This is a genomic window from Bremerella cremea (assembly GCF_003335505.1).
GTDB lineage: Bacteria > Planctomycetota > Planctomycetia > Pirellulales > Pirellulaceae > Bremerella > Bremerella cremea_A.
The window spans coordinates 961288-975537 of record NZ_QPEX01000010.1; the positions used below are offsets into that span (position 1 = coordinate 961288).

The following is a 14250-nucleotide window of genomic DNA, read 5'->3' on the forward strand; positions in this document are numbered from 1 at the left end:
AGGCACTTACGGTACGTTCGGTTTTTGCGGAGGCAGGGATATCGGCATCGAGATCACCAACCCAGCAGTGCGATCGTTGGTATCTTTCCGATTTCGCACATGGCACTTCAAACATTGAGAAGCCAAGCGAATCGGACCAGCAAACCGATAGGTCTCTTTTTCGACCCCATCCCAGTAAGGTTTACGGCTTGCAAGAGCTTTGACGGCTTCCTTTTCAAACGCTCCTTCTGGTTGGTGATCGACATTCACCACGTCCGTTTCAACAACTAACCATTTCAGACGAACCTGATGACGTTCTTCCAGAGAATGAAACACATCCTCAAAGGAAGCCGATGGGATCACGCGAGATTCATCTTCCAGAAAAAAATCACGATGCACCACTTGCAAAGCACCATGAATGGTTTCGTGCAACAGCACCGCTCTCGAACGGGCTTCAGCTAATGACGTTGGAGCGGTAACTTCAGGTGGATCTGCCATCCCCCACGACGTGGTCAAGAGAAGCAGCACGCAACTAATGGTCCCCTGAAAATACCTGGGCATAGTCTCTTTCGTTATAAAAGGGTGTGGGGTGTTCGATGCCCGAACAGCGTCCCGATTGAATCCAAAATTCGCAGGCTGAACGTTTGGTCCAGTTTCGCTCAGTTGAACAGGCACCAAGAACTTCTGCTTGATTTTTCGCTCGGGCAGCGAGTTAAATTGACATTCGGCGATCGATGACGCTAAAGCAATCGGTTCAGGCCTCTTGAAACCGATTGTAAGTGGCCAAGCTTTGCTCAGCCAGAAATATTACGAGATACGACGCTGGTTTTGTTATAGTGAATCTAGCCGCTACTCGATCCCACCTCCTAAAATTGCCTGCCCAATGCGTATTCGCCAAACTCTTGCCTCTCTTACTACGGTGTGTCTGCTTGCCTCGCTGGCGATCGGGCAAACTCCGGAAAGCCTCGAAAATCAGCCGACGCCAGTACCAACCAAAATTCTCACGCTAGAGAATCTGAAAGAAACAGGCCGGTTACAGTCTCGGCTCCGCGATTTCACCCCTTCGCCGCTCGGCAAAGAACCGCCGCAGCCCAAACTGGCTGAATTCAACGCAAGCATTAAGCCTGTGTTGCTGCAGGCTTGTGTCGACTGTCACGGTCCTGATACCGAGGAAGGCAATATCCGGATCGATACGCTAGATCCCAATTTACTGCATGGCAAAGACGTAGCGTGGTGGTTGGAAGTTCTCGCGGCGCTAAGCAAGGGCGAGATGCCCCCACCAGATGAAGGTGATCTTTCTGACCAAGACCGGGCCGCGATTGTCGAGTGGCTGACTTCGGAAATTCAGGTCGCCTCTGCCGTTCGCCGGGCCGAAGAAGGTCACTCGTCGTTTCGCCGGATGACCCGTTACGAGTACAACTATGCACTTCAAGATCTCTTGGGGCTGCCGTACAACTTCGCTCGCGACTTACCGCCAGACGCTTCTTCCGAGGATGGCTTTCAGAACAGTTCCGAAACGCTCACGATGTCGGCGATTCAGTTTTCTGCCTACCGCCAGTTGAGCCACGATGCCTTGCAACATGCGATCGTTCGGGGCGAGATGCCCCACCCGATTTACTGGGATATTTCGATGAAGGATGCCGCAGCGATTGACTTCCAGAAAAAGGATGCACAAATCGCAAACATCAAAAAAGAACTCAAGGATGATCCAGAGACCTTAAAAAAACGGTTGAAGAACGCCCAGGCCACACCGCGCGATACCTATTATCTTGATTTGGCCAACGGGCACACGGCCAGTGAAGAGTGGGCTTACTACAACGCTAGATATGCTCGTAAGCCCATCGCACAACCAGTCGATGCCCCCACGGGCCAGCCAGAAGTTGTCGCCGTGATCCCTCCGCAGAAAAGGCTGATCCTCGAACTGGGGGACACCATTCCTGAAGAAGGAATGCTGCGTGTACGGGTACGAGCTGCCAGAGCTTCCCTCGACAACCCGCGTCTGCCTAGCCTGAGCCTTGAATTCGGTTGGCAGGCCAGTAACGATTCATACGCCGCTGTACGAGTTGGCGGCCCCGATAAGGTTATCGACGCCGTTCCCGACAGCCCGCAATTCTACGAATGGCGAGTGCCTCTTAGCGAGATTCAGCCCCGCAACTCGGTGCGTCATATTAACAAGCTAGGAGATCTCCCCAGTCCTTCCGAGTTTATCAAACTGGTCAACAGCTCGGTTTCTCCAGCCGACGTGCAGATCGATCATGTTACTGTCGCCGCAGGCATTTACGAGCAATGGCCGCCAGCATCGCATACACGCATCTTCATCGAAAGCGTGAATCAAACCGATGAAACCAACTACGCTCGCGAGATCTTATCCTCTTTCATGTCGCGTGCGTGGCGACGGCCCGTGACCGAGGCAGAAGTTGCCCAGAAGATTAAACTCTTCACCACCATCCGTCCTCAATGCACCGACTTCGAGGAGGCGATGACGGAAGTCTTGGCGGCCGTTCTTTCTTCGCCACAATTCCTTTACCTTTCGCACTCGAACACCGATGCCACCGTCCCCGAGAACGTTATCGCCAACGAGCGTCTAGCAACCCGTCTTTCGATTTTTCTCTGGTGCAGTATTCCAGATCAGGAACTCTTAACCCTGGCCGCGCAAGGGAAGCTAAGTGATCCCACCATCTTGAACGCTCAGGTCGATCGCATGCTGGCCGATCCACGTTCACGTCGTTTTTCCGAGCACTTCGTCCGCCAATGGTTGGGGCTGCAACTGCTCGACTACCTAAACGTCGATCGGAAGACCTATCCGCAGTTCGATCCCGCGCTGAAAGAAGCAATGCTTGAAGAACCAGTCGCGTTTTTTGACGAAGTGCTGCGAAATAACGAAAGCGTACTCGATTTTATTCATGCCGATTACACCGTTGCCAACGAGCGTCTCGCCATGCATTACGGTATCAAAGATGTTCATGGAAATACGTTTCGCCGCGTGAATCTTCAGCCACAGCATCAACGTGGCGGGCTGCTGACGCAAGCTGGCTTGCTGGCAATGAACTCGGATGGCAAGGATTCTCACCCGTTGAAACGGGGCATCTGGGTACTCAAGAGCCTGCTGAATGATCCCCCTCCCCCGCCTCCTGCGGCGGTACCGATCATTGATCTGGCCGACCCCGAGATCGCCAAAATGACGCTGAAGCAACGTATCGAGAACCACCGCAACCAAGCAGCGTGCAAATCTTGCCATGCCAAGATCGACCCATGGGGAATCGCTTTCGAAAACTTCGATGCCATCGGTCGCTGGCGTACCGAAGTCGGCGGACAACCGGTCGATGCGTCGAGCATGCTTTCCAACAACCAAGAGCTAGACGGCGTGGAAGGGCTGAAGCGCTATCTGCTGGAAGAACGCCAAGATCAATTCACCCAGGCAGTCGTCCACAAACTAACGAGCTATGCGTTAGGCAGACATTTGAATTTTGGCGACCGAGCCAGCGTCGACGATATAACGGCGAAACTTCGCCAGCAAGGCGATGGCCTGGCAACCGCCATCAAGCTGATTGTCGCCAGCGATCTATTTCAGTCGGAGTAAAATTTGTGTACCCTTGACGAGATATGGTAAATTGCCCCACAAGTTACCTCCTTAATTCTCTTTCCCACCTCACCACCATCTTGCGTAGATAAGACGCCCAGTCTTATCGCTTGCCATTGGTTTTCCAGCCCCTACAAATTCCTCCATTGCCTCTGGTCGCCCCTAGCCGGAAGCAAGATACCCACCCACGGATTCGAGAAGGTAAACTGTGATGACTTTTAACCTCGCCTCGTTAGATCGCCGTCGTTTTCTCCGTGGAACAGGGATCGCCCTAGCACTGCCGTGGTTTGAAACCTTCTCGAGTTTGGCTTCAGCTTCGCCCGCAGGCGCCAGCCGTCAACGCTTGGCCTGCTTCTACATGCCGGACGGTGTCCCGATGCCGCTCGCCGAAGACCCTGCTCACCATGACTGGGCGTGGTTTCCTCATGGCAGCGGTAAAGACTTCAGCTTCACCAAATGCCTCGATCCGCTGGAACCACTGCGAGATGAACTTACCGTTCTATCGGGCTTCTCACACCCTGCAGCTAGAAGTATTCATGGACACTCGAATGCGGACCAGTTCCTAACAGGGGCCTCGACGGGCGCGGCAGGCGACTATCACAATTCTATTTCGCTCGATCAAGTATTTGCCGAACAAGTTGGTGACCAAACGCGATTCTCCTCACTGGTTCTTTCCACCGACGGAGGAACCGGAACCCCGCGTGGCGCGCACACGATGTCATTCAATCGAAGCGGGAAAGCGATTCCTGCCGAACATCGCCCCAAGTTGATTTTCGACATGCTGTTTGTGAAGAGCGACAACGATGCCGCCAGGCGGTTGGCCCTCAGCCAAAGCGCACTCGACGACCTGCTGGCCGATGCCAAATCGTTACGGCAGAGGCTTTCGGAGCACGATCAGGCGACCTTGGACGAGTATCTTCAATCGGTGCGTGAAACAGAAATCCGTGTTGAAAAAGCCAAACGTTGGGTCAACATGCCGCTTCCCACTGTAAATGTCGATCACCTTAAGTTAGACATTACGCCAGAGGATCCTCGTGCGTTCCTGCAAACGATGTTTGAGTTGATTTATCTAGCCTTCCAAACCGATTCCACACGGGTTGCGACTTATCAGCTTGGCCGTGAAAACGCGATTGGTGTAAGCGATTATCTGGCGCGGGCCGTAGGCTTCAACTTGACCCATCAACTAACTCATAACACCAAAGAACCAGACGGCTGGAAGAACTTTGGCACCTACTGTCGCTTCCTCAGCGAAGAATACGGACGCTTCCTGGCCAAGCTAAAAGCCACACCCGACGTCGGTGGAAGCGGTAGCATGTTAGACAATACGTTGCTTCTTTTCGGTTCGGCATCGAGTGCCTTCCACCTTTCCCGCAACTATCCCCTGATCCTGGCAGGTGGCAAGAATATGGGCTTCCGGCATGGCCAATACCTCAACTACGGCCCCGAAAAGCCTGCCGGTGGAGCTTGGCTCGGGGGTCGTGAACCATGGCAGAAAGAAGTCGACCACGAAGACGTTCCGCTGTCGAACCTGTTTGTCACCATGCTTCAACGCCTAGGCGTCGAAACCGATCGCTTTGCCGACAGCACCGGTACCGTCGCCGATGTCTAGCAAGCGATTCTCAGCCAAAGCTCTTCTCGGAAGTATTCTAAATAGGGAGCTTCCCGAGAGTACTTTGCGCCGATTCTACCCTTGTTAGCAAGCAATTCCGTGCCAACAAAGGCGTGCATTCTCGCGTGTGCTTTCTCATCGTTCTATCAACGATTCAGTGGAACGCTGCTATTTTGCGTTGCCCCTGAAACCTTTTCCAGCTAACGAACATACTTCTATAGAGCCCCCCTTAACGCTTCGTTTTCGTCTTGTGCGGAAATGAGGTAGACTGGAATTCTACTCTCGCCACCTCTCCTCCCCGGCCCTAGGCAGATTTCGAAAGCATAGACCATGACAGGTCGTTTTCCAGGTTTCCCAGAAGCCCGCCCACTCATGCGATTTTGCCAGCTTACGGCTGTCATTGCGTGGCTATCCCTTGCGACCATCGGCTACGCTCAGTCTCCTGCGGATCACTCGGAAACATCTCTAATCGCCCAAGAGCAGATTGGGCGTTTTCTGAAGACATATTGTGTCGAGTGCCATGGAATCGAAACCCAGGAATCGGATCTGCGTCTCGATCAACTTCAACCTGATTTCGCCCAACCAGGGACGGCTAGTACTTGGATTGAAGTCATGGACAAGATGAACCTGGGCGAAATGCCGCCTGAGGGATCAACGCTTCCGAGCCCGGAAGAAGTTGCTTCGGTTACCGGCTGGATTGCCACCGAGTTGCGTCAGGCGGAACGGAAAAAGCTGGGTGCTCAGGGACACGTAATCCTTCGGCGGATGAACCGGGCGGAATATGCCCATACGGTCCGCGATCTTCTCTCGCTCGATTTTCTGCCTGGCGAAAGCCCTGAGAGCCTTCTCCCCCCGGACGGAACGGCGGAGGGGTTCGACAAGGTCTCGGTGGCCTTGATGCTCGATCCATCCTTGCTCGATAAATATTTCGAAGTTGCCCAGCGCATTGCGGACTCGGCCATTGTGGATGGGGCACCTCCATTTCCCACAGAAAAGATGCGTTTGGAAATGGAAGACATTGCCGAGAACCGCGCGATCCGTTACCTGTGCGCCAGCCCAGGCATTGAATGCCAGGAAAAGGCGATCGTCTTGATGCAAGGTTCCACTCGCTCTTTTGGCGTGATGAAATACCCAGGCCTGCGACAAGAGATTCCCATCGAAGGCATGTACCGAATTCGCGTACGTGCCTGGGGCGAGCCTGGTGAGGATGGGCAGCCGGTTGTCATGCGAGTGAGGCAAAACCATCCTAACGCCGACCAACAACTGTTGCTAGAAACGGAGGTCACGGCCACTCCGCAAATCTACGAAATCGTCGTCCCGCGTGACCCCAAGTGTGGTGAGTATAACGTCTCGATCGTGAACGAAGCTGGCTTCCAAATATCGAGCCGTGTGGGCAACGATCTCCGCAATTTGCAGCAGAAAGCCGGCGAAGAAAAGAATTTCGAGCAGGTCATGCGTCTGCAAGCGCGGCAGCAGATGGAAAACCTAACATGGAGCAAACCGAATCCCGCAGTCGCAGATCGCTCGAAACTGCGTAAATTGATTGTTGACTGGCTTGAATGCGAAGGGCCTCTCTTCGAGCAATGGCCCCCCAAAAGCCACGAAACACTTCTCTTTGGTGGGGCGCACAAGCCGGAGAACGAAGAGTATCTCCGCGAGATCTTCACCCGCTTTCTTCCCAAAGCTTTCCGGCGACCGGTAACCGCAGCTGAAGTCGATCGCATCGTGACCTTATGCAACAGCGAACTGGCTGCCGGTGCCACTTTTAACGATGCAGTACGGACCGGCTTAGTCGCCGTGCTTTGTTCGCCAAAGTTTCTCTACCTGCTAGAACCCTCGGACGCCACCGAGAAACGCCCACTGAACGACTGGGAACTGGCCTCGCGTTTGAGTTACTTTTTATGGTCCAGCATGCCCGATGACGAACTGTTTGCCTTAGCCGAAGCCGGAAAGCTGCGCGATCCTGCAGTCCTTTCTCAACAAGTCACACGGATGCTCGCCGACGAGAAGATTGAGGGGTTCACCCAAGGGTTCGGTGCCCAGTGGCTAAAAACCGGTGAGTTCCGCAACTTCATGCCCGATAGCCGACTCTATCGCGATTACAACGACAAGTTGGGAGAAGCCATGGTTGGCGAGGCGTTGGCTTTTTTTGGCGAAGTGCTCCGTCAAAATGAATCGGCCCTTACATTCATCGATTCCGATTGGACCATGCTTAACGAGAGACTGGCCAAGTTCTACGCGATTGAAGGGGTCCAAGGAGATCACTTTCGCCGCGTAACACTGCCGGCGGACTCACCTCGTGGAGGTCTTTTAGCTATGGCCGGGGTTGCCCTGCGAGGCTCGGACGGGAATCGCACCAAGCCCGTTAATCGTGGTGTTTACTTGCGCGAGGTTCTCTTCAACGATCCCCCCAACCCACCTCCACCGAATGCTGGCGAAGTAGAACCCAACATTCAAGGAGAACGCTTGACGGTCCGCGAGCGGTTGATTCAGCATCAACAAATTGCCTCGTGTGCGGCCTGCCATCGCTCGATCGATTGCTATGGTTTTGCCCTGGAAAATTTCAACGTTATCGGCCAATGGCGAAACCAGCAAGATGGCGAAGACTTTCGCGGGCGCAATTCACCGCCGATCGATGCCTCTGGCACCCTTCCTAACGGCAAGTCTTTCGCGGACTTTGCCCAGTTCAAATCCCTTTTGCTTGAGCAAGATGAACGTTTTGCCCGTGGGCTCGCCGAGAAAATGCTCGTCTATGCGTTGGGGCGCCCTCTCGAACCAACTGACCGAGGCTTACTGAATCAGCTCACCCAGCAAATGCAACAACAAAACTACACGCTTAGTTCACTCATTCATGGCATCGTTCTCAGCGATACTTTCCAAACCAAGTAGCAACACTTCGTCCCAGGCAACCCTTCGCATGAACAGCACCGCCAAACCTTGGATTTCGCGCCGAACTTTCCTTCGTGGTACCGGCGTGGCCATGGCGTTACCCTACCTGGAGGCGATGATGCCACAAAGCGTCTTCGCCGCGCCGGTCCCGGCAGCGCCAACCCGCATGGGCATGTTTTACTTTGGCACCGGCATGAACATGCGACAGTTCTGGCCGGAACGAAGCGGAGTTGATGCCGCGAGCTCTCGCATTCTTAAACCGCTAGAGAAGCATCGCGGCAGCTTTACGGCCATCAACGGCACCTATCTCAACGAAGGGGGTGGCCACGATGGCGCTTATCCATTTAGTACCTCGATTGCGAAGGGAAAAAAGCAGCAGCGCAGCCCTGATCAAATTGCAGCTGCCGCGATCGGTTCCGAGACACGTTTCGCTTCCTTACAACTCTCGGTCGACCGAGGCACCAACTACGGCAGCCAGGCTTTGGCGACCATTTCGTGGAACGAACAAGGCGTTCCTTTAGCCGCAGAAAACGATCCGAAAGCAATCTTCGACAAACTCTTCCGCCCTGATACCCAAGCCGAGAAGTCGCAAGAGAAGAACGAGTTCCGACGACGGCGTTCCATTTTGGATCTAGTTCGAGACGATGCCCAGCAGTTGGCCCGCAAGCTCGGTAAGACTGACCGAGACCAGTTAGACCAATACTACAACTCCGTTCGCGAGTTAGAACAATCGTTGGCACGCCGCGTCGAATGGGCCGACACGCCTAAGCCATCGATCGAAACCGATAGCCTGCACGGCACGTACGACAAGAAGATGGCAGGTCCGGAAGGCAACGGAGATTATCTGTACGATGACTATGCCAAGCTGATGTACGACTTGATCGCCCTGGCATTTCAAACCGATTCTACCCGGGTAGTGTCGTATGTCGTTCGCAAGGAACTTGCCGGCGGTGTCTATCCAGAATTCAACGTTTCGCAAGGGTATCACTCGCTTTCCCATCACGGCAACGATCCCCAAAGCTTAGAGGAATTGGCCCGCGTCGATACGATTTACATGCAGCATTGGGCCTATTTATTGGATCGTTTGAAGTCGATCCGCGAAGGAGATAGCACCTTGCTCGATCGCACGCTGTTAGGGCTCTCTAGCGGCATGGGCTTCGAGCACAGCAAGAATAATCTCCCTACCGTACTCAGCGGTGGGATGGGGCTAGGTGTCAAACATCATGGCCATTTGCAGCTCGAGCAAGAAGTACCTTTGGCCTCGCTCTGGCAAACAATGCTTGATCGCGTTGGCGTGCCGGTTGCCGATCACTTCCAAGACAGCCCCGGCACGATTGCCGCCCTGGTGGGATAACATGCGTTTACCAAGATTGATATCGACCACCGTTTTCGCCATGTGCGTTGGGCTTGTTCCAAACTTGACTCACGCCCAAAAGCCCACCTTCTCGGAAAATTCCGTAGGAATGAAGCTGGTCCGCTTGCCAGCCGGCGAGTTCGAGATGGGCATGTTGGACGAACATCGTTTAAAACTGGAGCACAAGTCGAGCGCTTATCAACGCGAGATTCATGATTATGTGGAAGCCCCTGCGTTTCCCGTCAAGCTGACCAAGCCCTTCTCGCTTGGCGCGTCGGAGGTGACCGTCGGGCAATTTCGTAAATTCGTTGAAGCAACCAGCTACCAGACCGACGCGGACAAAGCTGGCGGAGCATTCGTTTTCACACCGCAAGCAGAAGAACCGCTCGATCGTTTTCAAAGAGTCGCTGGCACCAATTGGCAGAACCCTGGTTTCGAACAAACCGAGAACCATTCAGTTACCTGCGTTTCCTGGAACGATGCCCAAGCTTATTGCTGTTGGCTGAGCGAACAAGAAGGAGCGACCTATCGCTTGCCGACCGAAGCCGAGTGGGAATACGCCTGTCGAGCAGGCACACGCAGTTCGTACTGGTGCGGCGAAAAGCCGGACGATCTTTACCGCGTGGCGAACGTGGCAGACTCGAGCTTATCGGCTGTTTTCCCAGAAGATGTCATCCGACAACGAACGGTCGGTACCGATGACAAGTTCGCCGATGGCTATGTCTATACCGCACCGGTTGCCTCTTTTCCTGCCAATGCGTGGGGGCTACACGATATGCACGGCAATGTTTGGGAATGGTGCAGCGATAAGTACTCGGACCGACACTACCAAGACATGCTTGCCCAGGCCCGGCAGCAAGGTTCTCGCACGCACCCGAAACCAATTGTCGATCCCACCGGCCCGGAAGACACTCCCAAGCACCGCCACGGCGACTGGCGGACCGTGCGTGGCGGCTCTTGGTATGTGGCTCCTCTGCAATGCCGGAGTTCCGTTCGCGCGTTCGCGGAAGCCAATGACGCGTTCAGCTACCTAGGCTTCCGTGTCGTCAAAGAAGAAGCCCAGTAAGCCATCGGCTGTTTTGCAACCGTTGGTCTTACTGCTTGGCTGCGGCTTCCGCCAAGATCTTCTTTCCTTCTTCAGGGCTGATTTCGCGGATGAAGATATTTCGCCAGCGGATTTCTCCTCCGTGCGTCTGCAGCATGATCGGTCCCTTCGCAGGCAGAGGTTTGCTGCGATCCCAGTAGTTTTCCATCACCGCATTGTCCACCGTCACTTGATCGTTCAACCAAACCCAGGTTCGATCACCAATTTGGCGAATACGTAACGTGTTCCATTCACCAAACGGACGGTCAGCTAAAACAGCAGGGTCGCGACCAGGGGCGTCCGGAGCATTGTTGAACAGCCCACCAGAGCCCAGATGAGGGCGGCGTGTGGGACGCATGGGATCGAACTTTTGATTAGAATCCCAAATCTGAACCTGAGGCGTACCTCGCAGATAGATCCCGCTATCGGCGGAGGGGACCGTCTTGTATTCGATTCGCATTTCGATGTCACCGAATTCTTCTTCGGTCGTCGCATAGGGGCCATGCCCGTCGTTGATCAGCTCGCCATTTTCAACGGTCCAATTCTGCGGAAACTCTTCACGCTGCTTCTTCAGGTTCTCTTCTTTCTTCTCTCCTGCGAGCTTGACCGAGGAATGAGGATTCCAGCCATACCAACCGGTTAAGTCTTTGCCATTAAACAAAGCCCGAAAGCCTTCCGGGGGTTGCGGCTGGTCGGCCTGTAAAAACGTGGGAAAACCGAGTGCAACAACAACGCCCGCCATCAAGACACGGGGAAACAAACTTCGCATTCAAAAACTCCAGGTAGGAAAATCATTCGGTGGGTGGCGTTTTCCTGCCTCGTTTTGAGCAGGACTGAGGCCCTCATTCTAGCAAACCCCAGCAGACAAAATACCTGTTTTACGCATATCCCCTAGCGATCCCCCTTGAAAGAGCCTTGTCGCTGGCCAACAAAGTCATGTCATTTTGAACACGCATCACAAGGATTATCCGTGAAGTAGCCGTAAATTGCCGGGTGGCTTACCACTGATTGGCAATGGTGGCGGCTAGGTTACCGTTGGTGTTATCGCGCGTTCGTCCCCCCTTGCCAGCCACTCGGCAGCATGTTCTGTTGAGACACGCCTCTCTGAACAATTTCGCTCGATGCGTGTCTAGAAAAGCATATTCAAGCACGCCCATTCTCTTTGGATGTTAAGTCAAAAGAATGATAGCCTTGCTGCTGATCGTAGTGGGTTTAATCGCCCTCGTTATTGGTGCTGAAATACTGGTTCAAGGCGCATCCAAGCTCGCTGCGTCGATGGGGATTTCATCGCTTATAATCGGGCTAACCGTGGTGGCCTTTGGTACCAGTGCGCCGGAAATGGCCGTCTCGGTTACCTCCTCACTTACGGGAAGTTCCGACGTTGCCGTTGGCAATGTTACCGGTAGCAACATTTTTAACGTGTTGCTTATCCTGGGTTTGTCGGCGCTGATTACCCCTTTGGTCGTCGATCAGAAGCTCGTTCGCTTCGACGTTCCGCTGATTCTAGTTATCTCGATCATTGTCTGGCTGTTCGCATACGATCTCAGAATCAGCCAATGGGAAGGGGCTCTCCTGTTTGCAGGGTTGATTGCTTACACAATCCGCTGTGTTCTGGTTGGTCGCCAAGAATCGATCGAGGTGAAACAAGAATACAACGATGCGTATCTTGCCACCAACGAGGACAAAACGCCCTCTGCGACGCGGGTGAATGTCGTTTGGCAATTGTCTCTGATTGTCGGCGGGCTCGTTCTATTGGTAATAGGAGCCAATTGCCTGGTCTCGGGCGCGACAACCATCGCGCGCAGTTTGGGTGTGAGCGAACTGGTGATTGGGCTGACGATCGTCGCTGCGGGGACGTCTTTGCCAGAATTGGCGACATCGGTCGTGGCCGCACTACGTGGACATCGAGACATTGCTGTGGGCAACGTCGTAGGGAGTAATATTTTTAATCTTCTCGGTGTGCTGGGGCTTTCCGCAGCCGTTCTTCCTGGCGGTATTACCGTGGCAGAACAGGCCTGGAAGTTTGACATGCCGGTGATGATTGCCGTGGCGGCAGCCTGCTTACCGGTGTTCTTCACCGGCCACCGTATCGCGCGCGGAGAAGGCTTGCTGTTCGTTGGCTACTATGTCGCGTATCTCGTGGCAATCATCCTTTTCACAACGAAAAGCACGGCGTTACCGGCCTTTGAAGTCTTGATGATCTGCTTCGCGATTCCCATCACCGTAGTCACGCTGCTGATAAGTGTGACGCGTTCGTTGGACCTTTGGCGTTGGCAAAAGGCCAGAGAACGCTTTACCAACAGCGGTGACAAACTGCCCCATGTGGTGGTCATTGGCGGTGGCTTCGGCGGCCTGGCAACCGTGCGGAACTTGGGACGAACCGAATCGCGAGTGACGCTGGTCGACCGTCGCAACTTTCACCTGTTCCAACCGCTGCTCTATCAAGTCGCCACCGGGAGCCTCTCGCCTGCCAATATCGCGGCCCCGCTGCGTAATTTGTTGCGGCGACACTGGAATGTTTCGGTCCAACTAGAAGCAGTAACGGATATCGATCTCACGCGCAAGATGGTCTTGCTAAGCGATGGTCACGAGGTGTCGTTCGACTACCTGGTCGTCGCGGCAGGGGTTCGGCACAGTTATTTCGGCAATAGCCAATGGGAATCGGCCGCTCCTGGCTTGAAGACCATCGAAGACGCTACCGAGATTCGCCGCAAGATATTGTCCGCCTTTGAAGCGGCAGAAAACGAAACCGATGAGCATCGACGGCGTCAGTTGCTTACTTTCGTGATCGTCGGCGGGGGGCCAACCGGTGTGGAACTGGCTGGCTCTTTGGCCGAAATCGCTCGGCATACGCTGGAATTTGAGTTCCGCAAAATCAATCCTTCGTCGGCTCACATCATTTTGGTAGAAGCCGCCGATCGCATTCTTGGCATGTACCCACCCAAGTTATCGGCTGAGGCCCAAGCTTCGCTCGAGCGACTCGGCGTGCGAGTTCGTTGCCAAACGCGTGTCTTAGACGTCGAAGAAGGTCTGCTTACGCTGGCCTCATCCGATCAGCAGCAAGAACATCTGCCAGCAACCACCATTTTATGGGCTGCCGGCGTCGAGGCATCTCCTCTGGCCAAAAGTCTGGGTGAGCAAGCCAATGCCAATATCGATCGCGCCGGCAGAGTTGCCGTAAAATCGGACTTGAGCCTAGAAGGGCATCCGGAAGTTTTCGTTATCGGCGACATGGCCGCTTGCACCGGAACTGATGGTAAACCACTGCCTGGCATTGCTCCGGTAGCAATGCAGCAAGGAAAATACGTGGCGAAGTTGATTCGCGAGGAACTTGCCTTGGCAGAAACCAACAAGCCCCGAAAACGCGAACCGTTTCAATATCACCACCAAGGCAGCTTGGCCACAATTGGCCGATCAGCCGCTGTCGCAGAGATTGGCGGTTGGAAGCTAAGCGGGTTCCTGGCGTGGACGCTGTGGCTGGTGATTCATATCGCCAACCTGAGTCAATTCGAGAGCCGGATTCTCGTCTTCATTCAGTGGATCTGGAGCTTTATCACGTTCGGCCGCTCGGCGCGTTTGATTACAGGCGTGCCTCGTGAGACCGAATCGTCTCAATCCACCAACGACTCGCCAGAACAAGCCAACGTATAGGCCTCGTTCCTGCCAGCGAGCGAAAAAAGCCGCTAGACTTTACGTTTCCGCGCAGTCTAGTTACGGTAAAGTAAACCCTCCAGGCCCCTAGCCTAACTTCTAGC

Annotated in this window: 8 protein-coding genes; 6 read left to right on the forward strand and 2 right to left on the reverse strand. The window is 54.2% G+C overall.

What is annotated here, in order from left to right:
- Positions 1 to 6: 6 nt before the first annotated feature.
- Positions 7 to 540 (reverse strand): c-type heme family protein, encoded by a 534-nt coding sequence (locus tag DTL42_RS04920; RefSeq protein ID WP_114367551.1) that lies wholly within the window; start codon positions 538 to 540, stop codon positions 7 to 9.
- Between the two features lie 322 nt (positions 541 to 862).
- Here DTL42_RS04920 and DTL42_RS04925 point away from each other — a divergent pair, with 322 nt between their 5' ends.
- The 5 genes from DTL42_RS04925 (at position 863) to DTL42_RS04945 (ending at position 10477) form a co-directional block, all read left to right on the forward strand.
- Positions 863 to 3559 (forward strand): DUF1592 domain-containing protein, encoded by a 2697-nt coding sequence (locus DTL42_RS04925; protein WP_114367552.1) that lies wholly within the window; start codon positions 863 to 865, stop codon positions 3557 to 3559.
- 211 nt (positions 3560 to 3770) lie between these two features.
- The gene (locus DTL42_RS04930; RefSeq protein WP_114367553.1) at positions 3771 to 5168 is read left to right on the forward strand and encodes a DUF1552 domain-containing protein; all 1398 of its coding nucleotides are present in this window, start codon (positions 3771 to 3773) and stop codon (positions 5166 to 5168) included.
- 330 nt (positions 5169 to 5498) lie between these two features.
- Positions 5499 to 8057: a DUF1592 domain-containing protein gene (locus DTL42_RS04935; protein WP_114367554.1), complete on the forward strand. Its 2559-nt coding sequence runs from the start codon at positions 5499 to 5501 to the stop codon at positions 8055 to 8057.
- 28 nt (positions 8058 to 8085) lie between these two features.
- The gene (locus tag DTL42_RS04940; protein ID WP_114367555.1) at positions 8086 to 9411 is read left to right on the forward strand and encodes a DUF1552 domain-containing protein; all 1326 of its coding nucleotides are present in this window, start codon (positions 8086 to 8088) and stop codon (positions 9409 to 9411) included.
- A 109-nt stretch (positions 9412 to 9520) separates the two neighbouring features.
- On the forward strand, positions 9521 to 10477 hold the full coding sequence (locus tag DTL42_RS04945) for a formylglycine-generating enzyme family protein (RefSeq protein WP_158545237.1): 957 nt from the start codon (positions 9521 to 9523) through the stop codon (positions 10475 to 10477).
- Between the two features lie 28 nt (positions 10478 to 10505).
- Here DTL42_RS04945 and DTL42_RS04950 read toward each other — a convergent pair whose 3' ends face one another.
- Complete coding sequence (locus DTL42_RS04950) at positions 10506 to 11264, reverse strand: 3-keto-disaccharide hydrolase (protein ID WP_199590023.1); 759 nt, start codon at positions 11262 to 11264, stop codon at positions 10506 to 10508.
- Between the two features lie 413 nt (positions 11265 to 11677).
- Here DTL42_RS04950 and DTL42_RS26685 point away from each other — a divergent pair, with 413 nt between their 5' ends.
- Positions 11678 to 14146 (forward strand): calcium/sodium antiporter, encoded by a 2469-nt coding sequence (locus DTL42_RS26685; RefSeq protein ID WP_114367557.1) that lies wholly within the window; start codon positions 11678 to 11680, stop codon positions 14144 to 14146.
- The last annotated feature ends 104 nt before the right edge of the window (positions 14147 to 14250 follow it).